This window comes from Caulobacter sp. Root655, from assembly GCF_001427665.1.
In the GTDB taxonomy this organism is placed as follows: Bacteria; Pseudomonadota; Alphaproteobacteria; order Caulobacterales; family Caulobacteraceae; genus Caulobacter.
In genome coordinates this window covers 216194-242394 of sequence record NZ_LMHC01000021.1, presented here as the reverse complement: position 1 = coordinate 242394, position 26201 = coordinate 216194, and the positions used below count along the sequence as shown (strand labels likewise).

At 69.1% G+C, this 26201-nt stretch carries 29 protein-coding genes and 1 tRNA gene; 14 read left to right on the top strand and 16 right to left on the bottom strand.

From position 1 onward, the window contains the following. Positions 1–195: 195 nt before the first annotated feature. Together ASD79_RS12550 and ASD79_RS12545 are read left to right on the top strand one after the other, a co-directional pair. Positions 196–1323, top strand: a complete 1128-nt coding sequence (locus tag ASD79_RS12550) for a CaiB/BaiF CoA-transferase family protein (protein WP_056722094.1) — start codon at positions 196–198, stop codon at positions 1321–1323. Between the two features lie 262 nt (positions 1324–1585). Further along, positions 1586–2536, top strand: coding sequence for a YihY/virulence factor BrkB family protein (locus ASD79_RS12545; RefSeq protein WP_056722092.1), 951 nt, complete (start codon positions 1586–1588; stop codon positions 2534–2536). Here the strand turns inward: ASD79_RS12545 and ASD79_RS12540 are convergent. From ASD79_RS12540 to ASD79_RS12530, 3 genes are read right to left on the bottom strand one after another with little or no spacing between them, the layout of a single operon-like run. Next, complete coding sequence (locus ASD79_RS12540) at positions 2508–2741, bottom strand: sulfurtransferase TusA family protein (RefSeq protein ID WP_056722090.1); 234 nt, start codon at positions 2739–2741, stop codon at positions 2508–2510. The genes ASD79_RS12545 and ASD79_RS12540 overlap by 29 nt on opposite strands. Then, on the bottom strand, positions 2734–3471 hold the full coding sequence (locus ASD79_RS12535) for a pseudouridine synthase (protein WP_056722088.1): 738 nt from the start codon (positions 3469–3471) through the stop codon (positions 2734–2736). Before ASD79_RS12535 ends, ASD79_RS12540 begins: the two co-directional genes overlap by 8 nt. Further along, a complete protein-coding gene (locus ASD79_RS12530; RefSeq protein WP_056722086.1) occupies positions 3468–4385 on the bottom strand; it encodes a class I SAM-dependent methyltransferase in 918 nt (305 codons plus the stop codon). Before ASD79_RS12530 ends, ASD79_RS12535 begins: the two co-directional genes overlap by 4 nt. A 164-nt stretch (positions 4386–4549) precedes the next feature. Between ASD79_RS12530 and ASD79_RS12525 the strand changes: the two genes are divergently transcribed. After that, complete coding sequence (locus ASD79_RS12525) at positions 4550–5113, top strand: hypothetical protein (protein ID WP_056722084.1); 564 nt, start codon at positions 4550–4552, stop codon at positions 5111–5113. Here ASD79_RS12525 and ASD79_RS12520 read toward each other — a convergent pair. Continuing rightward, entirely contained in the window at positions 5085–6710 is a 1626-nt protein-coding gene (locus ASD79_RS12520) for an SWIM zinc finger domain-containing protein (protein ID WP_162252360.1), read from the bottom strand. The two genes, ASD79_RS12525 and ASD79_RS12520, sit on opposite strands and share 29 nt — an antisense overlap. Positions 6711–6782: 72 nt before the next feature. Continuing rightward, positions 6783–6872, bottom strand: a tRNA-Ser gene (locus ASD79_RS12515). A 154-nt stretch (positions 6873–7026) separates the two neighbouring features. Here ASD79_RS12515 and ASD79_RS12510 point away from each other — a divergent pair. From ASD79_RS12510 to ASD79_RS12465, 11 genes are all read left to right on the top strand, one after another. Further along, the gene (locus ASD79_RS12510) at positions 7027–7980 is read left to right on the top strand and encodes a septal ring lytic transglycosylase RlpA family protein (protein WP_368664863.1); all 954 of its coding nucleotides are present in this window, start codon (positions 7027–7029) and stop codon (positions 7978–7980) included. Positions 7981–8034: 54 nt separating this feature from the next. Beyond that, positions 8035–8661 carry a dTMP kinase gene (tmk, locus tag ASD79_RS12505; protein ID WP_056722627.1) on the top strand — a complete coding sequence of 209 codons (627 nt, stop codon included), beginning with the start codon at positions 8035–8037 and terminating at the stop codon, positions 8659–8661. Positions 8662–8663: 2 nt separating this feature from the next. Continuing rightward, positions 8664–9668, top strand: coding sequence for a DNA polymerase III subunit delta' (locus ASD79_RS12500; protein ID WP_056722078.1), 1005 nt, complete (start codon positions 8664–8666; stop codon positions 9666–9668). Between the two features lie 4 nt (positions 9669–9672). After that, positions 9673–10467 carry a TatD family hydrolase gene (locus ASD79_RS12495; RefSeq protein ID WP_056722076.1) on the top strand — a complete coding sequence of 265 codons (795 nt, stop codon included), beginning with the start codon at positions 9673–9675 and terminating at the stop codon, positions 10465–10467. After that, on the top strand, positions 10464–11270 hold the full coding sequence (locus ASD79_RS12490) for an MBL fold metallo-hydrolase (RefSeq protein ID WP_056722074.1): 807 nt from the start codon (positions 10464–10466) through the stop codon (positions 11268–11270). Before ASD79_RS12495 ends, ASD79_RS12490 begins: the two co-directional genes overlap by 4 nt. Positions 11271–11607: 337 nt before the next feature. Further along, complete coding sequence (locus ASD79_RS23890) at positions 11608–11700, top strand: potassium-transporting ATPase subunit F (RefSeq protein ID WP_007667944.1); 93 nt, start codon at positions 11608–11610, stop codon at positions 11698–11700. Between the two features lie 13 nt (positions 11701–11713). Continuing rightward, complete coding sequence (gene kdpA / locus ASD79_RS12485; RefSeq protein WP_056722072.1) at positions 11714–13426, top strand: potassium-transporting ATPase subunit KdpA; 1713 nt, start codon at positions 11714–11716, stop codon at positions 13424–13426. A gap of 31 nt (positions 13427–13457) precedes the next feature. Further along, a complete protein-coding gene (gene kdpB, locus ASD79_RS12480) occupies positions 13458–15527 on the top strand; it encodes a potassium-transporting ATPase subunit KdpB (protein ID WP_056722070.1) in 2070 nt (689 codons plus the stop codon). A gap of 27 nt (positions 15528–15554) precedes the next feature. Beyond that, on the top strand, positions 15555–16133 hold the full coding sequence (gene kdpC, locus ASD79_RS12475; protein WP_056722069.1) for a potassium-transporting ATPase subunit KdpC: 579 nt from the start codon (positions 15555–15557) through the stop codon (positions 16131–16133). Positions 16134–16136: 3 nt separating this feature from the next. After that, positions 16137–18815 carry a sensor histidine kinase KdpD gene (locus tag ASD79_RS12470; protein ID WP_056722068.1) on the top strand — a complete coding sequence of 893 codons (2679 nt, stop codon included), beginning with the start codon at positions 16137–16139 and terminating at the stop codon, positions 18813–18815. A 7-nt stretch (positions 18816–18822) separates the two neighbouring features. Next, positions 18823–19515 carry a response regulator gene (locus tag ASD79_RS12465; RefSeq protein WP_056722066.1) on the top strand — a complete coding sequence of 231 codons (693 nt, stop codon included), beginning with the start codon at positions 18823–18825 and terminating at the stop codon, positions 19513–19515. 65 nt (positions 19516–19580) lie between these two features. On the opposite strand, the gene ASD79_RS12460 is transcribed toward ASD79_RS12465, so the two are convergent. From ASD79_RS12460 to ASD79_RS12410, 11 genes are all read right to left on the bottom strand, one after another. Continuing rightward, complete coding sequence (locus ASD79_RS12460; RefSeq protein WP_056722064.1) at positions 19581–19790, bottom strand: hypothetical protein; 210 nt, start codon at positions 19788–19790, stop codon at positions 19581–19583. Beyond that, on the bottom strand, positions 19791–19973 hold the full coding sequence (locus ASD79_RS12455; RefSeq protein ID WP_056722062.1) for a hypothetical protein: 183 nt from the start codon (positions 19971–19973) through the stop codon (positions 19791–19793). After that, positions 19970–20179, bottom strand: a complete 210-nt coding sequence (locus ASD79_RS12450) for a hypothetical protein (RefSeq protein WP_056722626.1) — start codon at positions 20177–20179, stop codon at positions 19970–19972. The genes ASD79_RS12455 and ASD79_RS12450 overlap by 4 nt, the downstream gene beginning before the upstream one ends. Positions 20180–20349: 170 nt before the next feature. Then, positions 20350–20781 (bottom strand): SRPBCC domain-containing protein, encoded by a 432-nt coding sequence (locus ASD79_RS23280; RefSeq protein ID WP_082584912.1) that lies wholly within the window; start codon positions 20779–20781, stop codon positions 20350–20352. Then, positions 20774–21115 carry a helix-turn-helix transcriptional regulator gene (locus ASD79_RS12440; protein WP_056722060.1) on the bottom strand — a complete coding sequence of 114 codons (342 nt, stop codon included), beginning with the start codon at positions 21113–21115 and terminating at the stop codon, positions 20774–20776. The genes ASD79_RS23280 and ASD79_RS12440 overlap by 8 nt, the downstream gene beginning before the upstream one ends. A 23-nt stretch (positions 21116–21138) precedes the next feature. After that, positions 21139–21333: a hypothetical protein gene (locus tag ASD79_RS12435; protein ID WP_082584911.1), complete on the bottom strand. Its 195-nt coding sequence runs from the start codon at positions 21331–21333 to the stop codon at positions 21139–21141. A 116-nt stretch (positions 21334–21449) separates the two neighbouring features. Further along, complete coding sequence (locus ASD79_RS12430; RefSeq protein WP_056722055.1) at positions 21450–22838, bottom strand: alginate export family protein; 1389 nt, start codon at positions 22836–22838, stop codon at positions 21450–21452. Further along, positions 22831–23559, bottom strand: a complete 729-nt coding sequence (locus tag ASD79_RS12425) for a YoaK family protein (protein ID WP_056722053.1) — start codon at positions 23557–23559, stop codon at positions 22831–22833. The genes ASD79_RS12430 and ASD79_RS12425 overlap by 8 nt, the downstream gene beginning before the upstream one ends. Then, positions 23556–23975 (bottom strand): DoxX family protein, encoded by a 420-nt coding sequence (locus ASD79_RS12420; protein ID WP_056722051.1) that lies wholly within the window; start codon positions 23973–23975, stop codon positions 23556–23558. Before ASD79_RS12420 ends, ASD79_RS12425 begins: the two co-directional genes overlap by 4 nt. Positions 23976–23977: 2 nt before the next feature. Continuing rightward, positions 23978–25921 carry an amidohydrolase gene (locus tag ASD79_RS12415; protein WP_056722049.1) on the bottom strand — a complete coding sequence of 648 codons (1944 nt, stop codon included), beginning with the start codon at positions 25919–25921 and terminating at the stop codon, positions 23978–23980. Beyond that, the gene (locus tag ASD79_RS12410) at positions 25918–26175 is read right to left on the bottom strand and encodes a DUF1427 family protein (protein WP_056722047.1); all 258 of its coding nucleotides are present in this window, start codon (positions 26173–26175) and stop codon (positions 25918–25920) included. The genes ASD79_RS12415 and ASD79_RS12410 overlap by 4 nt, the downstream gene beginning before the upstream one ends. Positions 26176–26201 lie beyond the last annotated feature (26 nt).

Genomic DNA, 26201 nt, shown 5'->3' with positions numbered 1-26201 from the left:
GACGACGCGGCGTCATCGAGATTCGACGTCGCAACATAGCAGAGGCCGCTGGCGCTCATAGGTACGCATCGCCGCAGGGGCGAAACAGGCCTCTCAGGCGTCGGCCAAGGCGAAACCGGGCTTGCGTGACCGAACGTCAGGGCCGTTCTAGTTGGGGCAAGACAACGCCGCGAGAGTCGGCCGGGAGATGACGTCATGGCGCAGGGACCGCTGTCCGGCCTGAAGGTGCTGGAATTCGCCGGGATCGGCCCCGGGCCGTTCTGCGGCATGCTGCTGTCGGACCTCGGCGCCGACGTGGTGCGCATCGACCGCAAGGGCTCGGGGCGCAGTTCGCCGGCCGATGTCACGGCCCGCGGCCGGCGCTCGGTGGCGCTGGACCTGAAGTCGCCGGCCGCGGTCGAGACCTGCCTGAAGCTGATGGAAGGCGCCGACGGGATCATCGAGGGCTTCCGGCCAGGCGTCATGGAGCGGCTGGGCCTGGGACCGGACGTGGCCTTGGCGCGCAATCCCAAGCTGGTCTATGGCCGGATGACCGGCTGGGGCCAGACCGGGCCCTACGCCAAGGCCGCTGGCCACGACATGAACTACATCGCCATCACCGGGGCCCTGGCGGCGATCGGTACGCAGGACAAGCCCGTGCCACCGCTCAATCTGGTCGGCGACTTCGGCGGCGGCGCGCTCTATCTGGCGTTCGGCCTGCTGGCCGGGGTGTTTCACGCCCGCCAGACCGGGCAGGGCCAGGTGATCGACTGCGCGATGAGCGACGGCGCGGCCTCGCTGATGGCCATGTTCTACGGCTTCAAGGCCGGCGGCATGTGGAGCGAGGGGCGGCGCTCCAACCTGCTCGACGGCGGCGCGCACTTCTACGACACCTATCAATGCAGCGACGGCAAGTGGATCTCGATCGGCTCGATCGAGCCGCAGTTCTACCTGCTGCTGCTGGAGAAGACCGGGATCACCGACCCGCAGTTCCAGCACCAGATGAGCCGTGACGAGTGGCCCCAGCTGCACGACAAGCTGGCCGCCGTCATCGCCACCAAGAGTCGCGATGAATGGTGCGCCCTGATGGACGGCACCGACGTCTGCTTCGCCCCGGTCCTGACCATGGACGAGGCCCCGGCCCATCCCCACAACGCCGCGCGGCAAACCTTCGTCGAAGTCGCCGGCGTCACCCAGCCGGCCCCCGCGCCGCGCTTTTCGGCCACGCCCGGCGCGATCCAGGGACCGCCGCCGAAGATCGGCGCCGACAACGACGGGGCACTGGCCGACTGGGGCTTCTCGCCCGAGGCGATCGGGGCGCTGCGGGAGCAGGGGGCGCTGTAGCCGCCCCTTTTACCGTCACCCGGGCAGACAAATTTGGCTGACATTCAGGCGCCGTTCCCGTTCAGCCGCCATTCAGCCGCGAAGGCCTAAACCACACCTGTAACCGGCCGTCGCGCCACCCGTCCCTCGATGCGGCGACCGGTTCAGGTTCGTCCTGCGGAGGCCCGCCGCTTTCCCTGAAGCGACGGGCCTTTGTACGTCCGAACCTCGGTATCTCAGCCTTTGCTTGCGTCGGCGGGGCGACGCGGGCAGTTTCCGCCGCATGACGCCGCCCCAGGACCGTATTCGCTTTCGAGACCTTGATCTCGATCCGATCCACTGGGTGCGCGAGATTCTGCGGGTCCTGGGTCTGGCCCTGCAGCGCCTGTGGGGGCGCGACGTCATGCTCTATGTCGGCGGGGTGTCGTTCTTCATCCTGCTGGCGGTGTTTCCCGGCCTGGCGATCCTGATCGGCCTCTACACCATGATGCTGACGCCCGAGCAGGCGGTGATCCAGGCCGACAAGCTGGCCTATCTGATGCCGTCGGGCGCTCGTCCGATCTTCCAGAGCGAACTGGGACGCCTGGCCCATGCGCCCGAGCAGGCCATCTCGCTGCAAAGCGCCGTGGTCCTGATCATCGGCATGTACGCCGCCCATCGCGGCTTCAAGGCGTTGCTGGCCGGCCTGTCGTTCATCCACGACGAGGAAGACCAGCGGGGATTCTTCGGCTTCAACCTGATGGCCCTGGTGGTGCTGGTCTGCGCCTTCGGCCTGTTGTTCGTGATGTCGGGCGTGTTCCTGGTCTTCCGTCTGCTCTCCAGCACACTGGACCTGCGGCCCCTGGCCGGCGCCTCGTGGATCCAGAGCGAATGGACCTGGGCCAGCCTGGGCCTGCTGGTCGGCATGACGCTGGTCTACCGCTACGCCATGTCGCGCGCCCCGGTCGGCTGGCGGGCCTCGATGGCCGGCGGCCTGGCGGCCGCGGTGCTCTGCGTGTTCATGTCGTGGGCCAGCGCCTTCTACGTCGAGCAGGTGGCCCATCTGGGCGCGACCTATGGCTCGATCTCGGCGGTGATCATCTTCCTGATCTGGCTGTCGTGGAGCGTCAACGCCGTGTTCTTCGGCGGCGCCCTGGCCACCGAGATGGAGATCGCCCTGGACGAGCGGCCCCGGGCCCTCCTGGAAGGACCCAAGGCCATCGCGCTCAAGGCGCCTTCGCCACCAGAAAGCTGATCGCCCCGTTCGGCGCGTCGACGATCTCGACCACGGTCGCCCCGGCGCCGGCGGCGAAATGCGGTACGTCGATGCGGGCCATCGGGTCATCGGCCAGCAGGCGGACGCGGCTGCCCGGCGCGGCCTCTTCCAGCGCGCGACGCAGGCGCAGGGTCGGCACGGGGCAGCGATGGCCCCGGGCGTCGATCAACCTGTCCTCAGCCATCGAACACCGCCTCGGCCTGGGCCGCGGTCAGGATCCTGTGCTCGCCCGGCGCCAGGTCGTCGGGCAGGGCGATCCCGCCAACCCGCTCGCGGTGCAGGGCGACGACGTGGTTGCCCACGGCGGCGAACATCCGGCGCACCTGGTGATAGCGGCCCTCGGTGATGGTCAGGCGCGCCTCGCGCTCGCCCAGCACGTCGAGCTCCGCCGCCAGCAGCGGCTTGTCCTCGCCTTCCAGCATCAGGGTCCCGCTGGCGAAGGCCGCGCCCTCGGCGCCGGTCAGCGGGCGATCCAGGGTGGCGCGATAGATCTTGGGCACGTGGCGCTTGGGTGAGATCACCCGGTGCAGGAAGTCGCCGTCGTCGGTGATCAGCAGCAGGCCCGAGGTGTCCTTGTCCAGTCGCCCGACGCTGGACAGGGCCGGGTCGCGGATCTGCCAGCGCTTGGGCAGCAGGTCGTAAATCCGCTCGCCGTCCTCGCGGTGCGAGCAGACCACGCCCAGCGGCTTGTGCATGATCAGCACCAGGGGCGCGGGCGGATCGACGGCGACGCCGCGAATCTTCATCCGCGACGGCAGGTCGGCGGTGACGGCGATCTTTTGGCCGGCGTCCTTGATCGCCACGCCGTCCAATGTGACCTTGCCGCCCGACACCAGGGCCTGGACGTCGCGCCGGCTGCCGTAGCCGAGATTGGCCAGCAGGCGATCCAGGCGCGCCATCAAGGCTTTCGTCATTTGCGGGCCTCGTAGACCTTGAAGCCGCCGGCGTCGGCGATGGGCTTCACCGCCTTGAAGTGCTCGTTCAGTACCGCCTCGTAGGGCAGGTGACGGTTGGCCACGATCCACAGCACGCCGCTCTTGCGCAGCATGGCGGCGGCCGACTTGATGAAGGCCTGGCCCAGGCTCTTGTCCTCGCCGCCGCCCTCGTGGAACGGCGGGTTGGTGACCACGAAGTCGAGGCCGCTCAGCAGCTCCGCGCCGCGCCGGGCGTCGGCCCACAGCACCTCGACGCGCGGATCGGAGACGTTGCGCTTGGCCGCCTCGACCGCCCGGCGGTCCAGGTCGACCAGGGTCAGCTTGGTGACCTTGGGCGAGGTCAGGATGGCGTGCGCGAGAACGCCGATCCCGCAACCCAGGTCGACGCCGACCCCGGACATCGGTTGCAGCGACTTCAGCAGCAGGGCTGAGCCTGGGTCCAGGCGATCCCAGCTGAACACCCCCGGCTGCGACCACAGGCCGTCGCCGTCCAACCGGCGGGGCGCGCCCTCGGCGATCGCGGCGTCGAGACCGGTGACGGCGGCGGGCTTCAAGACCACGCAGATGCGATGGTGGCGCTTGGCGCTTTCACCGATCGTGCAGCCGAACGCCGTCAGTTCCTTGTTTAGGCGCTGGCCGCCGCGATCCTTCAGGGCCAGAGCCGTCAGCCGGCCCTCGGTCTTCAGCGCCCGCAGCGCCAGGGCCAGGACGTAGCGCCGCTCGGCCGCGCCGGCAGGGGCCTGGACGACGATCTCGTCCAGCGAGCCCTCGGGCAACTCGGCCAGGTCGGTCGAACCGGCCACCAGCGGCGAGACCTGCGCCGCCCCGCCCGGCACGTCGGCCACGTCGAGAAGCGGAAAGCCGTAGACGGCGGCGCGGGGAGTGTCGGACATCGGAATAAGTCTCGGCGGCAAGGAACAGGCGGCTTCAGTAGACCTTCGCGCCGTCTTATCAAGTTTCGCGATGCGGCGGCGGCCGTTAGACCGGACCGCCGTCCGGACTCGCGCCGGATTGGCCGAGAGGGTTATCTGGTTCTCCCGATCGGAAAGGAGGAAGCATGGCTCGAACGCGTCCCCACGACCATCAGCCCCGGCCGAGCGTGGCCGATCCACGATCGATTCTGCTGGCGGCCGCGCTCGATTTCGTTCGCGAAGCTCGGACCTGCCCGAATGTGCTCCGCATCGCGCTCGTGGGGTCGCTATCGACCGCCAAGCCGATACCGAAGGACGTCGATGTCCTCGTTACGCTGACCGATCACGATGATCTGGCGGCCCTCGCCCAGGTGGCCCGCCGCCTGAGGGGACGCGCCAACGCCATCAATCTCGGCGCCGACATTTTCCTGTGCGACGCCGAGGGCCGCTATCTCGGCCGCGTCTGCCGCTATCGCGAATGCCATCCGCGCATGGCCTGCGACGGCCTGCGATGCGCAACCGGCGGCCGGCTCAACGACGACCTCCATCTCGTGACTCTGGACCGAGCGCTGACCCTCGCACCGCCGATCGATCTCTGGCCGCGTGTTGAACGTCGAGTGGCGGTTCCAGACGATGTCGAGCGGCTGCTGCTCTCGGCGCTTGAACAGGACCTGGTGGCGATCAGCGCAGACCGTCCAGGCGCTGGATGAAGGTGCGCTTGGCCTTGTAGCGTTTGGCGAGGTCGGCGACATAGGCGGCCTGAGAGGCCGGGTCGTCGCAGACTTGGCCCCGAAGGCGAATGAGCTTGATCGCCGTATCGTAAGCGCCGGCGTTGGTGAGCCGCACGTGGGATTCTGCCAAGCGCTCGTAGACGGCTTGGGCCTCCCGGCGATGGGTCTGGTGGCTGGCGTCGGCAAGCGCCCTCAGGCGCCATTCGGCGATCGGATGACGACCTGCGATCACCCAGGCGGCGTCGAGCCGGCTCTCGGCCAGCATCAGTTCGAACAACATCGCCCAATATCGCCCGGCCTCCAAAATCTCGGCGACCCGGTCGACGACATCCATTGGCGAATGGCGCTTCAGGTCGCCCAGCAGGGCGAGATCAGGCGACCGCTCGAAGGCGCGCCGGAGAAGGGTCAGGGCTTCGTCGGGCCGTCCCGCGCTGGCTTCGAGCTGGGCCGCCACACTGACCAGCGTGACGTTGGGAGCGTCCTCGAAAACCCAGAGAGCATCCCGCGCCCATTTCAGGGCCAGGTCCTGTCGCTCGGATTCCATGCAGATCTGGATGATTTCCAGATAGGCGTAGGGGCCGGAAAGGTCGGCGCTGCGAAGCGCGATCCGCGCGTCGAGATCGCCTTCTTCGCGGGCAAAGTCGTCGAGGATGGCGCGCAAGGTGTATCGCCCCGCCCGGTCCTTGATCGCCACCGCCGCCCAGGCCGCCTTGGCCAGCCGTCGGTACTCCGCCATTCCGGCCTCGCCCAACACCTCGGCATAGCCGATGCGAAGATCCTCGAAGGCGGGCCACTCGCTGTCCACCTCCTGCTCGAACAACCATCGGGCCAAGTCCACCGGGGCGGGCTTGGTCTCCTGGCAAGCGGTCAGATGAATCTCGACGGCCCGCTGGACGGCGGCCGTCACCTCGCCCTCGGAATCGTCGATGGCCTCGAAGGCGTCCTGCATGGTCTCAAGAAAATGGACCATCAGGGAGGCCACGGCGGTCGCCCGGCCGTTGGCGTTCAGCGTCTCCAGACGATCGAGCAGGGTGGACAGACCGTCGGCATAGGTTCCGACGGCGTAGTAGCCGATCGATCCCGAGACATCGCAGGCGTCGTCGATTTCCGCCCGATATCGGCGAACCAGCGTCTGGTCATCTTCGACGGCGTCCTGGGCGTCCGCCTCGATTTCGGCCCAGAGAGCCGGATTCTGCTCGGCCAGCGACACGAGGCGGGCGATCGCCGCCTCCAGTCCCCGCTGACGTAGATGATCGATCAGGCGAGCGCGCCGGTCGATCATCGTCCCGTCATCGATTCGCTCTCGCGCGGCCATCGCCAAGGCGACCATGTGCTTGCAGAAATCGGTGGAATCGAACGCCGGACAATCACAGGATCCCGCCGGGGCGCCACCGCGCCAACGCAGTTTCACCCGATAGGTCTCCGACCCCACGACCCGGGCCACGGCCTGATCGCCGTCCAGCGACAACAGGTCCACGCGGCCCTGTGCGTGATAGGCGCGGCCGCGGGCGAACGCACCGGGTCCCGCGGCCCGCTCCAGCCGTTTGTCCGACAGGGTCTCATGGATAAGATTCATGTCGTTCATGTGAGCGCGATCACGCTGACGACCGCAAGAGCTCCGTGAGCGTGAAAAGCCGATCGGAATCTCTGGCGGGCAGGGTGGGATTCGAACCCACGGTGGACTTTCACCCACGGCGGTTTTCAAGACCGCTGCCTTAAACCACTCGGCCACCTGCCCGGAGCGGGTGGCTATATCAGCGGTCGCGCGCCGGCTCCAGCCCGTTTGGTCGCACCTTTGATTAACCAGACATCAAGGCTCCTGAACCACTTTCGACGCCAGCGGGTGGTCCGCCGGGAACGGGTAAGGCATGGGACGCGAAGCGCGAGGCGAGATGCGTCTGCTGCGCGGCATGGCCGTGACGGCCCTCGGCTGCGCGGGGCTGGCGGCCTGCGCCACGCCCGAGCCGCGCCTGCCGATCTATAAGTCTCCCCAATCCTCGACCGCCAGGCCCTATTCAGGTCCGCCGGCGCCGGGATCGGCCAAGGGTTTGCGCGGCACAGAAAAACCCTATCAGATCAGAGGGATATGGTACTATCCCAAGACCGATCCGAACTATGACGAGAAGGGGATCGGCTCGTGGTACGGCGAGCAGTTCCACAATCGCCGCACCGCCAACGGCGAGGTTTTCGACATGGATCTGCCGTCGGCGGCCCACAAGACTCTGCCGCTGCCCAGCATCGTCGAGGTCACCAACCTGGACAACGGCCGCAAGCTGAAGGTGCGGGTCAACGATCGGGGACCGTTCGTCGACGGCCGGATCATCGACCTGTCGAAGGCCGCCGCCGACCAACTGGGCTATCAGCGCAGCGGCGTGGCCCGGGTTCGGGTCCGCTATATCGGTCCGGCCGGCAAGACGCCCTTCGACGAGCGCCGAATCATCGCCTCGGCGCCGCCGTCGCCCGAACCGCGCTATGCGCCGCCGCCCAAGGCCCGGGTCTATGCGACGGGCCTGCCGCCGGCCCAGCCGGCCTATGACGATCCGCCGCCGCCGAAGACCGCCGAGCCGGAGTTCAGCCCGTCCGTGCCCGTTGTCGATGCGCCCCCGGCGCCGGTGACGGCCAGCTATCGCGTCCAGGCCGGCTCCTTCGCCAATCGCGACAACGCCGAGCGCGCCGCGGCCCAGTTGAGCGGCGCCGGCCAGGCCTCGATCGAGTCCGTCGAACGCGGCCAGGGCGTCCTCTATCGCGTGGTGGTCAACGCCGGACTCGACGAGGGCGAGGCCTTCGGCGTGCGCGATCGCGTCGCCGCCCTGGGCTTTTCCGACGCCACGGTGCTTCGTCCCTAGGCCGGGGCCCAAACGGGTCTGGACAAGACCGGCGTTCCGGCCGAATTGAAGCCGGTGACCAACGGAACATTCATCAGCTTCGAGGGCGGCGAGGGGGCTGGAAAGTCCACCCAGATCCGCCGCCTGGCCGACCGCCTGAGGGCGGACGGCGCCGATGTCGTGCTGACCCGCGAACCGGGCGGCAGCGACGGCGCCGAGGCGATCCGCGACCTGCTGGTCAACGGCGCGGCCGACCGCTGGTCGCCGATCACCGAGACCCTGCTGATGTACGCCTCGCGCCGCGACCACGTGGAGCGGGTGATCCGTCCGGCCCTGGATCGCGGCGCCGTGGTGCTATGCGACCGCTTCGCCGACAGCACCAGGGCCTATCAGGGCGCGGGCGGCGACGCCCCGGCCGCTCTGATCGCGGCGCTGGAGGACCACGTGCTGGGCGGCACCATCCCGCACCTGACCCTGGTGTTCGACCTGCCCGCCGAGGTCGGCCTGGCCCGCGCCACCGCCCGCGGCGGCGAGGCGCGCTTCGAATCCAAGGGCCTGGCGTTCCATGAACGGCTGCGGGCCGGCTATCTGGAGATCGCTCGCCGCGAGCCGGAGCGCTGCGCGGTGATCGACGCCGACGCTGACCTCGACGCGGTGACGGCGGCGGTCTGGGACGTGGTCTCCGCGCGGCTGGGTCTCTAGCCGTGGACGCCCCGCCTCATCCGCGCGACGTCTTCCGCATCGACGGGGTCGAGAACGCCGAGCTGGCCTTCCTTGACGCCCTGGATCGTGGCCGCCTGCACCATGCCTGGCTGCTGACCGGGCCCGAGGGCGTCGGCAAGGCGACCCTGGCCTACCGCATGGCGCGGCGGCTGCTGGGCGCCAAGCCCGATCCGGCGTTCGGAGCCCTGGGCGCCTCGCCGACCGACTCCGTCAGCCGCCAGGTCGCGGCCCGCTCGCATCCCGACCTGATGGTGCTGGAGCGCGAGACCGACGATGGTAAGGCCCGCAAGTCGATCCCGGTGGACGAGGCGCGGCAGCTGCCGGCCTTCTTCGCCAATTCGCCGGCCGTCTCGCCCTACCGGGTGGCGATCATCGACGCGGCAGACGACCTGAATGTCAACGCCGCCAATGCCGTACTGAAGACTCTTGAGGAACCGCCGGCCCGAGGCGTGATCCTGTTGGTCAGCCATTCGCCCGGCCGGCTGCTGCCGACCATCCGCTCGCGCTGCCGCCGCCTGGTGGCGCCCGCGCCGCCGCTGTCGATCGCCGCGACCATGGTCGAGGCGCGGGCCGGGGTGTCGTCGCACGACGCCGATCGCCTGGCTCGCATGGCCAAGGGCGCGCCGGGCAGGGCGCTGCAACTGGCCGCCGCCGGAGCCCTGGCGGCCGACGACGCGGCCGGCGAGATCCTGCGCAAGCTGCCCGACATCGACGAGGGCGCGCTGCTGGCGATGTCCGACACCTTCAAGGGCGCCGAGGGCGCGGCGCGGTTCGAACTGCTGTTCGATCGGCTGGGCGACCAGATCCACGCCATGGCCACCGGCATGGCCGGCGACCGCACCCCGGCCGGTCTCGACCGCTGGGTGGCGGCCTGGGAGCGGATCATGCGCGCCCCGGGCGAGGCCGAGGCCATCAACCTGGACCGGGCCGACGTGTTCTGGACCGCGATCATGGACTTGCGCGCCGCCGCCAGAGCGGCGATCTGACCGCATGCTCATCGACAGTCACGTAAACCTGCACGCTCATCAGTATGACGAGGACCGCGAGGCGGTGATCGACCGCGCCCGCGCGGCCGGGATCGAACTGATGGTGACCATCTGCGACAAGATACCGTCCTTCGAGGCGGTCCACGCCATCGCCATGGCGGAGTCCGACATCTGGTGCACGGTCGGGGCCCACCCGCACGAGGCCAAGGACCACCTCGACCTCACCACCGAGCGCCTGGTCGAGCTGGCGGGGCGACCCAAGGTGATCGGCATCGGCGAGACCGGGCTCGACTTCCACTACGACCTCAGCCCGCGCGACGTGCAGGCCGACGTGTTCCGCGCCCACGCGGCGGCGGCGCGCCAGACCGGCCTGCCGCTGGTTGTCCACACCCGCGAGGCCGACCAGGTGATGGGCGACATCCTCGAAGAGGAGCACGCCAAGGGGCCGTTCAAGATCCTGATGCACTGCTACACCAGCGGTCCGGAGCTGGCGAAGCGGATGGCGGCGCTGGGGGCCTGGTTCTCGGTCTCCGGCATCGCCACCTTCAAGCAGGCGCAGGAGGTGCGGGACATCATCGCCGACATGCCGGCCGACAAGATCATCCTCGAGACCGACTGCCCTTACCTGGCTCCCGTGCCGATGCGCGGCCGGCGCAACGAGCCGGCCTATCTGCCCCACATCCTGGACAAGCTGGCCGAGATCCGCGGCTGGAGCCGCGCCGAGGCCGAGCAGCGCACCGAGGACGCCTTCTTCGCCGTGTTCGATCGGATTCCGCGCCTCGTGAGCGCCCGGACATGAGCGACCGCCTGGAGTTCACCATCCTGGGCTCCGGCTCCTCGGGCGGCGTGCCGCGCGCCGACGGCAACTGGGGCGACTGCGATCCGGCCGAACCGAAGAACCTGCGCACCCGCTGTTCGCTACTGGTCCGCCGGCCGGGCGGCGGCGATCCGGTCCAGGACACCACCGTGGTGGTCGACACCGCGCCGGACTTCCGCCTGCAGGCGGTGGGAGCGAGGGTCGGGCGCGTGGACGCCTGCCTGTTCACCCACGACCATGCCGACCAGGCGCATGGCATCGACGACCTGCGACCGTTCTTCCTCAACAGCCGCAGGCGCGTGCCGACCTATATGGACGCCGCGACGACGGTCAGCCTGGAGCGCCGGTTCGGTTATATCTTCGAGAGCATGGGGGGCTATCCGGCGATCTGCGAGGCCCGCACCATTCCCGATCACGGGGCGAGTTGGCGGGTCGAAGGCCCCAGCGGCGCGATCCCGGTGACCACCTTCGACGTCGACCACGGCGAGATCCGCGCCGTCGGCTACCGGTTCGGCGGCGTGGCCTACACCCCCGACGCCATCGGCTTTCCCGAGGAAAGCTGGGCGGCCCTGGCCGACCTGGACGTCTGGATCGTCGACGCCCTGCGCTGGACCCCGCACCCGACCCACGCTCATGTGGAGCTGGCCCTGGAGTGGATCGCCCGCGCCAAGCCGCGTCGCGCGATCCTGACAAACCTGCATATCGACTTGGATTTCAACGCCTTGGCGGCGAAACTTCCACCGGGTGTCGAGCCGGCTTACGACGGGATGCGGTTCGAGGTCTGAGACCTCGTACAAAAACTCCCCGTCACTCGGTTGTCATCCCGGACAAGCGCGCAGCGCGACGATCCGGGACCGGGGCGTGAACGCATGCGCTTCCTGCGGTCCCGGATCTTCGCTTCGCTACGTCCGGGATGACAGCTGAGTGGGCGCGTCCCTCCACAATCCATCTTTACGCTCCCCTTATGCCGACCCGGCCCATCCGCATGGAGCCCTTACGCACCGCCATGGTCTTTTCCGGCCAAGTTAGCTGGAGGCCGAAGATGGCTGATTTCATCTTTTTGGCGTTGGGCGGCGGGCTGTTCCTGGCCTTCGCCGCCTTCGCCGTCGCGTTGAGGCGCCTATGACCATGCTGGTGAGCGCGCTTTGGGGAGCCGGGGCGATCGTCGTCGCGGCCTATATGGTCGTGGCCCTGCTGCGACCCGACAAGTTCTGACGGATCACATTCCATGAATTGGCAAGGTTGGGCGGAAATCGCCCTGACGCTGGGCCTGGCGGTCGCGATCGGCTGGCCGCTGGGCTCGTACATGTCGCGGGTCTGGAACGGAGAGCGCACCTGGCTGGACCCGGTGCTGCGTCCCGTCGAGGCCCTGTTCTACGCCGCCTGCGGCGTCGATCCGAAGAAGAGCCAAACCTGGTTCGGCTATGCCGGGGCCCTGCTGGCCTTCAACCTGGTCGGCTTCGTGCTGGTCTATGCGGTGCTGCGCCTGCAGGGCGTGCTGCCGCTGAACCCGCAGGGCTTCGCGGGTCTTTCCGGGCACCTGTCGTTCAACACGGCCGTCAGCTTCGTCACCAACACCAACTGGCAGAGCTATGCCGGTGAGACGACGATGTCGACGCTGAGCCAGATGCTGGTGCTGACGGTGCAGAACTTCGTCTCGGCCGCCACCGGCGCGACCATCGCCGCGGCCCTGGCGCGGGCCTTCATCGCCAATCGCGGCGAGGGCGTCGGCAACTTCTGGGCCGACCTGGTTCGCACCACCCTTTATGTGCTGCTGCCGCTGTCGTTCGTGCTGGCCGTCGTGCTGGTGCTGCTGGGCATGCCCCAGACCCTGGCCGCCGGCGTCACCGCCCACACGCTGGAAGGCGCGGACCAGAAGATCTCGCTCTACGCCGTGGCTTCGCAGGAGGCCATCAAGATGCTCGGCATCAATGGCGGCGGCATCTTCAACGCCAACTCGGCCCATCCGTTCGAGAACCCGACCCCGCTGACCAACCTGATCACCGCGGTGTCGATCGACGTGCTGGGCTGGGCCGCCTTCTTCGCCTTCGGCCGTAGCGTGCTGGCCAAGAAGGACATTCGCGCCCTGGTCGTCGCCGCCACCATCCTGCTGTCGGCGGGCGCGGGGATCGTCTACGTCACCGAGACGCAAGCCGCGCCGGCCCTGGTCGCCGCCCATGTCGACGCCTCGGTCAACATGGAAGGCAAGGAGGTGCGCCTTGGCGCGCCGGCCACCGCGGCCTGGGTGGCGATGACCACCGGAGCCTCGAACGGCTCGGTCAACGGCATGCATTCCAGCCTGATGCCCCTGGGCGGCGGCATGGCGATGTTCCTGATGCACCTGGGCGAGATCCTGCCCGGCGGCATCGGTTCGGGGATCGCCATCATGGTGGTGATGGCCGTGCTGTCGGTGTTCGTCGCCGGCCTGATGGTCGGTCGCACGCCAGAATACCTGGGCAAGAAGATCGAGGCCCGCGAGGTGCAACTCGCCATCCTCGCCGTGCTGGCCATCCCGGTGGCGACCCTGGGCTTCTCGGCCATCGCCGCGATCCTGCCCGCGGCGCTGAAGGGGCTGATGCACTCAGGCCCGCACGGCCTGTCGGAAATCCTCTACGCCTACACCTCGGCGACGGCCAACAACGGTTCGGCCTTTGCCGGCCTGACGGCCAACGCGCCCTGGTGGGACGCCACGCTCGGCGTCGCCATGGCCATGGGCCGGTTCATGCCGATCGTCGCGGTGCTGGCCATGGCCGGCTCCCTGGCGGCCAAGCCTAAGCTGGCGCCCTCGACCGGGACCTTGCCCACCCATGGCGGCCTGTTCATCGGCCTGCTGATCGGGGTGATCCTGATCCTGGGCGGCCTGCAATTCTTCCCCGCATTGGCGCTGGGGCCGATCGTCGAGCACTTCCAGGTGCTGGGCGCCGTCGCCCAAGCCCATTGACCCAACGCACTGATCGCAAAGGCGATTTGAAATGACGACCATCGAAACCCACGCCGGGGAGGGCCGGCGCAAGGCCAGCGCCCTGGCGGGCGGGCTGTCCCCGGCCATCCTGACCCGGGCGACCAAGGACGCCTTCGTCAAGCTGGATCCGCGCAAGCTGACCGGCAATCCGGTGATCTTCGCCACCTGGATCGTGGCCCTGCTGTCGACGGTCTCGGCCGTCGCCGCCATCGCCAGCCACCAGTCGGCCGGCTTCGCCGTGCAGATCGCCGGCTGGCTGTGGGCCACCGTGCTGTTCGCCAATCTTGCCGAGAGCGTCGCCGAAGGTCGGGGCAAGGCGGCGGCCGACAGCCTGCGCGCCACCCGGGTGACCACCAACGCCAAGCTGATCATCGACGAGAAGACCGGCACGGTCATCCCTACGGCGGCTCACAAGCTGGTTCCGGGCGAGGTGATCCTGATCGAGGCCGGCGACGTCGTCCCGACCGACGGCGAGATCATCGAGGGCATGGCCAGCGTCAACGAGGCCGCCATCACCGGCGAGAGCGCGCCGGTGATCCGCGAAAGCGGCGGCGACCGCTCGGCCGTCACTGGCGGCACCACCGTGGTCTCCGACTGGATCAAGGTGCGGGTCACCGCCTCGGCGGGCAACACCTTCCTCGACCGCATGATCGCCATGGTCGAGGGCGCGGACCGCCGCAAGACCCCCAACGAGATCGCCCTGGCCGTGCTGCTGGCCGGCCTGACCCTGATCTTCCTGATCGCCGTTGTCACCCTGCTGGGCCTGGGCAAGTTCTCGGGCGTGGCGCTGGATCCGCTGGTGCTGGGCGCCCTGTTCATCACGCTCATTCCCACGACGATCGGCGGGCTCCTTTCGGCGGTCGGCATCGCCGGCATGGACCGGCTGATGAAGCACAACGTCCTGGCCACCTCGGGTCGGGCGGTGGAGGCCGCCGGCGACGTCGACACCTTGCTGCTCGACAAGACCGGCACCATCACCTTCGGCAACCGCATGGCCACCGAGGTGATCGCCGCGCCGGGCGTACGTCCCGAGGCAGCCTTGCGGGCCGCCGTCAGCGCCTCCCTGGCCGACGACACCCCGGAAGGCCGCTCGATCGTCGAACTGGGCCGCAACCAGGGGATCGTCATCGAAGCCCCGGCCGGCGCGACCTCGATCGCCTTCAGCGCCACGACCCGTCAGTCGGGCCTGGATGCTAACGGGATGTCCTGGCGCAAGGGGGCGGTGGACGCCGTCTATCGCTCGTTGGCCCTGGACCCCAAGCTGATCCCGACCGAAGTCACCGCCGCCGTCGACCGTATCGCCCGTTCGGGCGGCACGCCCCTGGCGGTCAGCGAAAACGGCGTCCTGGTCGGCGTCATCCACCTGAAGGACGTGGTCAAGCCGAACGTCAAGGAACGCTTCGCCGACCTGCGCCGCATGGGTCTGCGCACGGTGATGATCACCGGCGACAACCCGGTGACCGCCGCCGCCATCGCCTCCGAGGCCGGCGTCGACGACTTCCTGGCCGAGGCGACGCCGGAGGACAAGCTGCGGCTGATCCGCTCCGAGCAGGCCAAGGGCCGGATGGTCGCCATGTGCGGCGACGGGGCCAACGACGCCCCGGCGCTTGCGCAAGCCGATGTCGGCGTGGCCATGCAGACCGGCGCCCAGGCCGCCCGCGAGGCCGGCAACATGGTCGATCTCGACAGCGACCCCACCAAGGTCATCGAGATCGTCGAGGTCGGCAAGCAGATGCTGATCACCCGCGGGGCCCTGACCACCTTCTCGATCGCCAACGACGTGGCCAAGTATTTCGCCATCATCCCGGCGATGTTCGTGGTCGCCCTGCCGGCGCTCGGCGCGCTGAACGTCATGCACCTGCACAGCCCGCAGAGCGCCATCCTGTCGGCGGTGATCTTCAACGCCCTGGTGATCGTCGCCCTGATCCCCCTGGCCCTGAAAGGCGTGAAATATCGGGCGATCGGGGCCGGAAAGCTGCTGTCGCGCAACCTGCTGATCTACGGCCTGGGCGGCCTGGTCGCCCCGTTCGTCGGCATCAAGCTGATCGACCTGATCGTATCCGCCCTCGGCTTGGCCTAAGCTGCATTCCTCGGAGACTCGAAAGCCATGCTCTCCCATATCCGCCCGGCCCTCGCCTCGATGGGCCTGTTCACCGCCCTTCTGGGCCTGGGCTATCCCCTGGCTGTCACGGGCATCGCTCAGGTGGCCTTTCCGGCCCAGGCCAACGGCAGCCTGCTGCGAGACGCCAAGGGAACCGTCGTCGGCTCGGCCCTGATCGGCCAGCCGTTCGCCAAGGCCGAGTATCTGCATCCGCGCCCCTCGGCGGCGGGGACCGGCTACGACGCTTCGGCCTCCAGCGGCTCCAACATGGGCCCGCTCAACGAGGCCCTGGCCACGCGGGTCAAGACCGACGCCGACGCCCTGCGCGTCGAAAACCCCGGCGCGGTCATTCCCGCCGACGCTGTGACGACCTCGGGCTCGGGCCTGGATCCGGACATCTCGCCGGCCTACGCCCGCTTCCAGGCGCCGCGCGTCGCCAGGGCGCGCGGCCTGCCCCTCGCCCAGGTCGAGGCGGTGATCGACCGCAACGTCCAGGGCCAGCTCCTGGGCTTCATCGGCCAGCCGAGGGTCAACGTCCTGGCGGTCAACCGGGCGCTCGACGCCCGCTTCCCGAAGGGCGGATAGTCTTTGGCGGCGGAAGACCCCAAAAGACCGGACCCAGAGGCGCTCCTGGCCGCCGCCAACAAGGCGAGCCGGGGGCGCCTCAAGGTGTTTCTCGGCATGGCCCCGGGCGTGGGCAAGACCTACGAGATGCTGCGCGCCGCCCGGCGCCGCAAGGCCGACGGCCAGGACGTGCTGATCGGCCTGGTCGAGACCCATGGCCGCCGCGAGACCGAGAGCCTGCTGCGCGGCATGGAGGTGATGCCGCGCCGGCCGATCGACCATCGCGGCCACGTGATGATGGAGTTCGACCTCGACGCGGCCCTGGAGCGCAAGCCGGCCCTGCTGCTGGTCGACGAATACGCCCATTCCAACGCCCCGGGCTCGCGCCATCCCAAGCGCTGGCAGGACGTCGAGGAACTGCTGGCCGCCGGCATCGACGTCTGGACCACCCTCAACGTCCAGCACCTGGAAAGCCTGGTCGACGTCGTTCAGCGGATCACCGGCGTGCGCCAGCGCGAGACCGTGCCCGACAGCGCCCTGTCGCGGGCCGACGCCATCGAGGTCATCGACATCACCCCCGACGAGCTGCGCGAGCGGCTGACAGCCGGCAAGGTCTATGTGCCCGAGACCGCGCGTCTGGCCTCGGAGAACTTCTTCAAGGTCGAGAACCTCACCGCCCTGCGCGAGCTGGCCCTGCGGCGGGCGGCCCAGACGGTGGACGACCAGCTGGTCGCCGCCATGCGCGAGAAGGGCGTCGAGGGGCCCTGGGCGGCGGGTGAGCGGATCCTGGTGCTGGTCGGCGGCGACGCCATGGCCGGGGCGCTGGTGCGGGCCGGCCGGCGGCTGTCGGACATGATGATGGACGCGCCATGGGCCGTCACCCATGTCGAGCGTCCTGAGCACGCGGGGAGCGGTCCCACGGCGGCGGCGCGGCTGCGCGACGCACTGAAGCTGGCCGAACAGCTGGGCGGCACGACCGTGGTGCTGACCGGGGCCGACATCGTCGCCACGGTGATGGCCTATGCCCGCCGCAACAACGTCACCCAGATCGTCATCGGCAAGTCGGCCGACAGCCGTTGGCGCGAACTGCTGGGTCGCTCCCTGGCGGCGGCGCTGCTGCGCGAGGCGCGGGGCGCGGCGATCCATGTCGTCACCGAGGCCACGCACGAGCCGATCGTCGAGCCGCCCAAGCGACGGTCGGCGGCCGGTTGGACATCCTATCTGATCAGCGCCGGCTGCGTCGCGGCGGCGACCGCGGTGGCCTGGGTCCTCGACGTCACCTTCGACCGCGTCGATCTGGGGATGATCTTCCTGGCCGCTGTGCTGGCGGCCGGGGTGCTGCGCGGACTGCGTCCCGCTCTTGCGGCGGCGACCGCGGCCTTCCTCGTCTACAACTACCTGTTCCTCGAGCCCCGCCAGTCCTTCGTCGTCGGATCACCGACCGATTTCCTGACCCTGATCGTGTTCTGGGCCGTGGCCCTGGCGGCGGGCGGGCTGGCCGGCCGGGTGCGCGACCAGGGCCGGGCGGCCCAGCGGCGGGCTTCGGCGGTCTCGGCCCTGCTGGCCGCCAGCCGCACCTTCTCGGCCGCCGCCGGACGCGAAGCCGCCGCCAAGGCCCTGGCCGAGCAGACGGCGGCGGCGGTCGGGGCCAAGGCCGTGGTGCTGCTGCCCCAGAACGGCGAACTGCGGCCCGTGGCTGGCGCGCCCACATTGGACGAACTGGACGCCGCCCCGATGGCCGCCGCCCGCTGGGCCTGGGAGAAGGGCGAGGCCGCCGGTTTCGGCACCGGCACCCTGCCACAGACCCGCTGGACCTTCTGGCCGCTGGAAGGCGTGCGCTCCCGGGCCGGGGTGGCTGGCGTCGAAGCCGGGGCGATGGTCGCCGGATCCGAGGACGAACGCCTGCTGCTGGCCTTGCTGGAGCAGGGCGCCGTGGCCCTGGAGCGCGCCGACCTGGCCAGCGAGGCGGTCGAGACCGAGACCCTGCGCCGCGCCGATCGCTTCCGCTCGGCCCTGCTCAACTCGATCAGCCACGACCTGCGCACGCCGCTGTCGACGGTGCTGGGCGCCTCCAGCACCTTGATCGACTACGGCAAGGGCATGACGGCGGCGGTGCGCGACGACCTGCTGCTGAGCATCCGCGAGGAGGCCGAGCGGCTGAACCGCTATGTTGGCAACCTGCTGGACATGACCCGGCTGGAGGGCGGGGCGCTGCGTCTGCGCACCGACTGGACCGACGTGCGCGACGTGCTGGGCGCCGCCGCCGACCGCGTCTCGCGCCGGCTGGGCGACCGGGTGCTTACCCGCGACTTCCCCAGCGAGCTCAGCCTGGTGCGGGTCGACTCCAGCCTGCTGGAACAGGCGATCGTCAACATCCTCGAGAACGCCATCGCCTATAGCCCGGCCGCCACCGGCATCGAGATGGCGGCCTATGAGGACCGCGCCAACGTGGTGATCAGCATCGAGGACGAGGGCCGGGGTATTCCCACCGCCGAGCTGGAGCAGGTGTTCGAGAAGTTCCGCCGCATGGAGGAGCCGACCGACCGGAACAAGGGCGCGGGCCTGGGCCTGTCGATTTCCAAGGGCTTCATCGACGCCATGGGCGGGCGCATCGCCGCCGCCAGCCCGATCCACGAAGGTCGCGGCACGCGCATCCTGATCAGCCTGCCCAAGGCGGTCGCCACGCCGCATCATCTGCTATGAGCCGGTCATGAGCGCAGTCCGCCAACGCATCCTGATCATCGACGACGAGCCGCAGATCCATCGGTTCCTGGCTCCGGCCCTGGACGCGGCGGGCTACGAGCCGCTGCGGGCCGATAGCGGCCAGGAAGGGCTGCGCGGTATCGCCCTATGGTCGCCCGACGCCGTGGTGCTGGACCTGGGCCTGCCCGACATGGACGGCAAGGACGTGCTGGTGAAGGCCCGGGCCTTCTATGACGGGCCGATCGTCATCCTGTCGGCCCGTGACCGCGAGGCCGAGAAGATCGAGGCCCTGGATCGCGGGGCCAACGACTATGTCGAAAAACCCTTCGGTGTCGGGGAGTTGCTGGCGCGTCTTCGCGTGGCCCTGCGCCAACGCGGACAGGCCCAGGGTCCGCAGGCGCCGATCAAGGCCGGCGAGGTCGAGATCGACATCGAGAAGCATCTGGTGACCCGGGGCGGCGCCGTGGTGAAGGTCTCGCCCCGCGAATACGACGTCCTGGCCCGCCTGGCCGTGGCGCGCGGCAAGGTGTTGACCCACAAGGACCTGCTGACGGCGGTCTGGGGACCGGCCCATGCGCACGACACCCAGTACCTGCGGGTCTTCGTCGGTCAGCTACGCCAGAAGCTCGAGGCCGATCCTTCGACGCCGAAGATGATCCTGACCGAGCCGGGGATCGGCTATCGCTTCATCGGTGACTGAATTTCCTGGACGAGATGAAGTCGAATTATGGAAGTAAATTCAATTTCTTCTCTTCATAAGTCAATTCATCCGGGTTGGTCAGGGCCCTTGTCGCCAACGCTCGCCAACTCGGCGGCTCCGGCGGGCGTGATCGTCCAGCCGCCGCCGGTTCGCTCGGCGAACCCCAGGTCGGTCAGGGCGCGGGCGTCGGCGATGTTGATCCAGTCGACCTGTTCGCCGGCCTTCTTGCGCGACAGGTTTCTCAGGGCGGTGAACTGACCGGCGGACAAGGTCATCTATTGGCCGCCCGACAGCGGATCGGGGGTGACCATGGCGCGGCGTCCGCTCAAGCGCTCAAGCTCCTGCTGCATTCGCAGCACTTGGCCGCCGAGGCTGGTGACGTCGTCCTGAAGCTGGGCGTTGCGGCGCTTGAGGTAGTCGTTTTCGCGGCGGAAGGCCTGGATCTCGTCGTCGGTCATCGGTCGTTCCCAGTGGCGTCGACCCCATGCGTGGAGTTCGCGGGCGTGGCTCGAATGACCGCCCGAAGCAGCACCGCGCGGTGCGGGTCGAGGTCCGGCGCCTCCAGTTCAAGACGCGCGCCCTCGACGATCTGGCCTTGATGGCGGTTGCCCAGGAAAAAGGCCTCGGCCCGAATCTCCCGCGCGGAAACCTGGTGGATGCCCATGGACTCCAGCAAGGCGGCCCAGCGCGTCACGCGAAGGCCGCGCGCGTCGTGGTGCGATGTCGTGGAAGGTCGGACATGGCGTCCTTTCAGGTTGGCGATCCCGCATGGCGCGGGGCGATCACTGACCCAGCCCTTTTATAACGCGATCGGGCGCCAATAGCTTCCGGCTTTCACGGATGGGCGCCGCAACCGCAGGCCGGCGGGTGATAGCGGCCATTCGCCTCGACCGAGCCGCCCTGGCCATACATGTCGTGCGGGCGCACCCAGTCTCCGAGGCTGTGATGAGGCCCGGTCTCGTTGCGCCCCCTTGGCGTCACGTCGAGGAAGCCGAAGAAGGTGTAGATCAGCCGCTCGGGCGGGTTGATCTCGCGATAGACGCCGCTCTGCCAGGCTTCGTCGCCGTGTTCGTTTCCCGTCAGGCAGGCGCGCCAGGCGCCGCCGGGACGTGGGTCGCCCTCCGCGAAGGTGGCGGGATAATGCGGTGGCCCCAGCCAGCGCAGCACCTGCGCGGGATCGATGAAGGCGTCGAAGACCAGGGCTCGCGGCGCGGAAAACAGCCGGGTGATGGTCAGGAGGCGCCGGTCGAGGGCTTGGTCAGTCATCTTGGGCCGCCTTGGTCTGGACCTCGGCCAGGTGCTCTTCCAGGCGATCGAAGCTGGCGTCCCAATAGCGGCGGTAGCCTTCCAGCCAGTCGGCCGCATCCTTCAGCGGCCCGGCCTCGAGTCGGCTGGGTCGCCACTGCGCCTCTCGGCCGCGGCTGATCAGGCCGGCGCGCTCCAGCACCTTCAGGTGCTTGGACAGGCCCGGCCCGCTCATCTCGAACGGTTTGGCCAGCTCGTTGACCGACGCCTCGCCCAAAGTCAGGCGCGCCAGGATCGCCCGCCGCGTCGGATCGGCCAGGGCGAAGAAGGTGTCGCTCAAACGGTCCGGGGTCATCACGTATCAAGCCAATCAGTTATTTAACCTTTTGGTTTGTTACAGCGCGTGACGCCATGCGTCAAGGGCGGCGCGAGGCGACCCCAGAGGGCTTTGGGTCTCGCGGGGACGGTCAGCAGGTGGGTCTGGCTGGCCGGATACCGCGCGGCCAGGGCGGTGGCCTTGTCGGTCAAGGCCTGATCGCCATGGGCGGCCACCGCCGAGACGAACAACGGCAAGGCCTCGCTCCGCCGTCGGTCGCGACGCCGTCATCGGACGACGAGGCGTTCCGGCGTCAGGTCGTCGCCAGCATCCTGGCCCTGCGCGATCCTGGTCGGAGCGGGCGGATGACAGCCTAGAACCGGAACTGGGCGATCAGCATGCCGAAATCGACGGCGCGCCCGTTGACGGCCTGGATCGCGTCGCCGGCCGACTGATGGACCAGTTGGGCCTGGAGTTTGAAGTTGCGGTTGACCTGCCATGTGGCGTCGAACTGGGCCGCGTCGCCCACCGCCCTTGATCGATCGGCGCCGATTGGGGCTAGCGGCGTCGACGGTTGCAGATAGATGGCGTCGTCGCCCGTCTGGCGGCGGCGGATCAGGTAGCTGATTTCCAGGCTGACATCGCGGCGCGGCGCCAGGCCCAGACTGGGGCGGACGGCCAGCAGGTTGCTCCAACTGGTCAGGCCCGTCTCGTTGAAATAGGCGCCCTTGGGAAACAGCGGATTGAAGGTTTCGAGCTTGCCGTCGCTGGCGTCGCTGTCGCCCGACCCCGCGTCGAGCCGCAGGCCCAGTCGCGGCGACCAGGCCCGGGCCAGGGTGTAGCCGCCGCCCAGGCTGCCGCCCCAGGCGCGGATGTCGCGGCCGGCGAACCGCCCGCTCTGGACCATGCCCTCGACTTCGTAGTCGATCGCGCCGCGCTTGCCGGCCAGGCGGGCGCCCAGGCTGGTGCGACGCTCGTCGCCACGCACCGCGCCAAACCGGACGCCGTTCCGGTCCAATTCGATCGCATACAGATCCAGGGTCACGGCCTTGCTCAGGGGTCTGGACGCGTAGACCCCGTAGAAGCGCTGATTCTCGTTGTGGCTGTCGTCGAACGCCCCGGTCTGGATCACGATCGGTCGCAGGTAGAAGGCCTCCAGCCGCAGGCCCGGGGTCTGGCGCGTGACACGCAGGCCGTCGAAACTCTGGCGGATGTTGGGGCCTTCGCGCACCGAGACGAAGCGCTGGGTGGCATTGAGCGACACCTCCTGGCGCCCCAGGCGCAGACGCCAGCGTCGCGCCGCGTCCGGCGTCAGGTCGACGAACGCCACCTGGGCGTCCAGGCCGTCGCGGTCGCTGATCGCCGGCGGGTCCTTCTTGCCGATGTCGCGATGCAGGCCCAGTTCGCCATAGACCCGCAGGCGCGAGCCCAGATGCAGGTCGGCGCTGAACAGGGCGCGGCCCAGGCTGTAGACGTCGGCCTGGGCGCCGCCGAGACCAAAGCGCGGCGCGTCGAAGGAATCCACCCGCAGCCGCGTCTCGCCGCCCAGGGTCAGGTAGGTTTCCCCGTCTTCGGTCAGGGGCAGGAAGCGCAGGCGGTCGCCACCCTCCAGGACCGGGCGACTCTTGAGATAGCCGTAGTCCTCGTCGGAACGGATCGGCTTGAAGGGCGGCGGGTCGGCGGCCTGGGCCGCACCGCCGCCGGCCAGGGCCAGCCCGGTCGCCACGGCGGCGAGCGTCCGACGCCCCATGCGCTCAGCCATGCCGAGGAGCCTGACCGGGCTTGGCCAGTTGCAACGGGACCAGGCTGAACAGCGTCGCCAGGACCGCGGCCACGCCGACCAGCACGCACCAGAAACCGAAATGGACAAAGCCCAGACCGCCGACGATCGCGCCGAGGGCGAAGGCCAGGACGGGCGGAAACATCTTGCCGATCCGCGCGCGGGCGGCCGGATCGGGTTGGGCCCGATCGGTCAGGGCGACCAGGTCGATGACGATCTGGGTGACGTTGCCGGTCATCACCGTGGTCGGCGACAGCTGCGCGAACAGCGTGCGCGAGCCGGCGTTCTGCAGGCCCATGGCCACGACACCGACCAGGCCACAAGCGACGGCGATCGGCTGGTCGCCGCCCTTGAAGGGCCCGCCGAGCACGCCGACCGCCATGAACGCCATCAGCAGCACGATCTGGAAGAACAGCAGATAACCGATGGCGAGACGCCTGTTGTTTCGGCCGCGACGCAGCAGAAGGCTGGTCACGGCCACGGCCAGGATGAAGGTCGGCAGGGCGAGCAACTTCGCCACGATGCCGGAACCATGGGTGACGATCGACGCGCCGATCAACACGAAGTTACCGGTGACATGGGCGGTGAACAACCCGAACAGGCCGACGAAACCGACGGTGTCTATAAAACCGGCGTTGAAGGCCAGGAGGGCGGCGGCGCGGCCTGGGTTGCGGAGTGGGGCGGACTCTGGAGCGGCGCTCATGACCGGCTCCGATCGCGCTCGACCAGAATGGCGGCCAGCATGAAGCCGCCGATCAGGCCGACATGTTCGAGGAAGGTGTTGAGAGCGTGGAAGCGCTCCATGGGGTCGGCCGCCGTCCAGAACGGATGGGCGACCAGGGTGGCCAGGGCGGTGAACACCCCCAGGGCGCCGGCGGCCAGCCAGCCCGCGCGCCCGACGATCAGCAGGATCGAACCGCCGAGCTGGACCAGGACGGTGACGATGACGACCAGCCAGGCGGGCTTGAGCCCGAAATGCTCGGCCTCGCCCAGGGCGCCCGACAGGTTGGCGATTTTCGACAGGCCGCTCCACCAATAGGGCAGGGTCAGCAGCACGCGGGCCAGGATGGACAGGGCGGGGACCTTCAACAGGGCGGCGACGGGGGCGGGCGTGGTCATGATCAAACCGCCCAGCAGCCGCAGCCGAACGCGCCCCAGAACGAGCGGGCGTCCGAGGTCGGAGCCTGGGCCCCGAGGGCCGCGGCGTGGTCGTGACCATGCACGCCGCAGTCCCTGGCGCAGCCGCAGGCCGAGGCCAGGGCCATCGCCGATTTGCGCGAGCGGTCCTGGTAGCCGCCGAAGGTCCGCACCGGCGACCAGTCGGGCATCGGCGGGGGCAGGGCGGGGGCCAGCCTGGAATAGTCGCCCTCGCCATGCACCACCTTGCCGCCCAGCAGGGTCAGCACGGAACCGAGGTGCCGGATCTCGTCCTCCGGAACCCGCAGATAGTCGCTGCTGAGCACGGCCAGGTCGGCCAGCTGGCCGACGGCGATCTCGCCTTTCTTGCCTTCCTCGTTGGAGAACCATGTGTTGGCCGTGGTCCACAGGCGCAGGGCCTCCTCGCGGTCGAGCCGGTTGGCCGGCGGATAGAGCCGCGTACCGCCCACCGTCTTGCCGGTCACCAGCCAGTTCAGCGAGACCCAGGGATTGTAGCTGGCCACCCGGGTCGCGTCGGTGCCGGCCCCCACGGGGATCCCGGCCTTCAGCATCTTGCCGATCGGCGGCGTGGCCTCGGCGGCCTTGGCGCCATAGCGGTCAATAAAGTACTCGCCCTGGAAGGCCATGCGGTGCTGCACGGCGATGCCGCCGCCCAGGGCCGCGATGCGGTCGATGTTGCGGTCGCTGATGGTCTCGGCGTGGTCGAAGAACCAGTGCAGCCCGTCAAAGGGAACGTCTCGATTGACCTTCTCATAGACGTCCAGAGCCCGGTCGATGGTCTGATCGTAGGTGGCGTGCAGCCGCCAGGGCCAGCGCTGCTCGGCCAGCAGGCGGATCACCGGCTCCAGGTCGGCTTCCATGTTCGCCGGCATCTCCGGCCGCTCGACCCGGAAGTCCTCGAAGTCGGCGGCGCTGTAGACCAGCATCTCGCCGGCGCCGTTGTGGCGGTAGGTGTCGTCGCCCTGACCGGGCTTCACCTGCCTGGACCAGGACTGGAAGTCCGACAGCTCGGCCTTGGGTTTCTGGGTGAACAGGTTGTAGCTGATGCGCAGGGTCAGTTGGTCGTCGGCGTGCAGTTTCTCGATGATCGCGTAGTCGTCGGGATAGTTCTGGAAACCGCCGCCGGCGTCGATCACCCCGGTGACGCCCAGCCGATTCATCTCGCGCATGAAGTGGCGGGTCGAATTCAGTTGATATTCAGGGGGTAACTTCGGTCCTTTCGCCAGCGTGGCGTACAGGATCGTGGCGTTGGGCTGGGCCAGCAGCAGGCCGGTCGGCTCCCCCGAAGCGTCACGCTGGATCTCGCCGCCGGGCGGGTTGGGCGTGTCCTTGGTGTAGCCGACGGCGCGCAGGGCGGCGCGGTTGAGCAGGGCGCGATCATAGAGGTGCAGGATGAACACCGGCGTCTCGGGCGCCGCGGCGTTGATCTCGTCCAGGGTCGGCAGGCGCTTCTCGACGAACTGGTGCTCGGTGAAGCCGCCCACGACGCGCACCCACTGCGGCGGAGGGGTGTTCTGGGCCTGCTTCTTCAGCATGGCCATGGCGTCGGCCAGGGTCGGCACGCCGTCCCAGCGCAGTTCCATGTTGTAGTTCAGCCCGCCGCGGATGATGTGCATGTGACTGTCGATCAGGCCGGGGATCACCCGCCGGCCGCCGGCGTCGATCACCGTGATGTCGGGACCGGCGGCGGCGCGGATGTCCTTCTCGTCGCCGACCGCCGCGAACCGGCCGTCGCGCACCAGCACCGCCGAGGCCCGCGGGTTGCTCCGATCCAGCGTCGTGATCTTGGCGTTGACGAGCAGCAGGTCCTTGGCGGGCATGACGGGTCTCTGGGTCTGGGCGAAGAGGGAACTGGGGAGGAGGGCCGCGCCCAGGGCCAGGGCGCCGCGACGATTGAGCGTGCTCATGCCCGATCCTTGCCGCGCAGGGCGTCCGGCGCGTGCGGGCCGAGCACCTTCTCGGCGCAATCGGTCTTGAGATAGGCGACGACGGGCGCGCCCGAGACCAGGCGCCTGGCGACCGGCACGACCTGTTCGCCCAGCAGCATGCCCAGCAGACCGATCAGGGCGATGGTCGGCGGGGCGGGCGAGCGCACGCCCATCAGCGCATAAAGCACGCCCACCAGGACGCCGGCGCCGAGCGAGAGCAGGTAGGGCTTCATGGGAACCTCCATGCGAAACGGCGGAA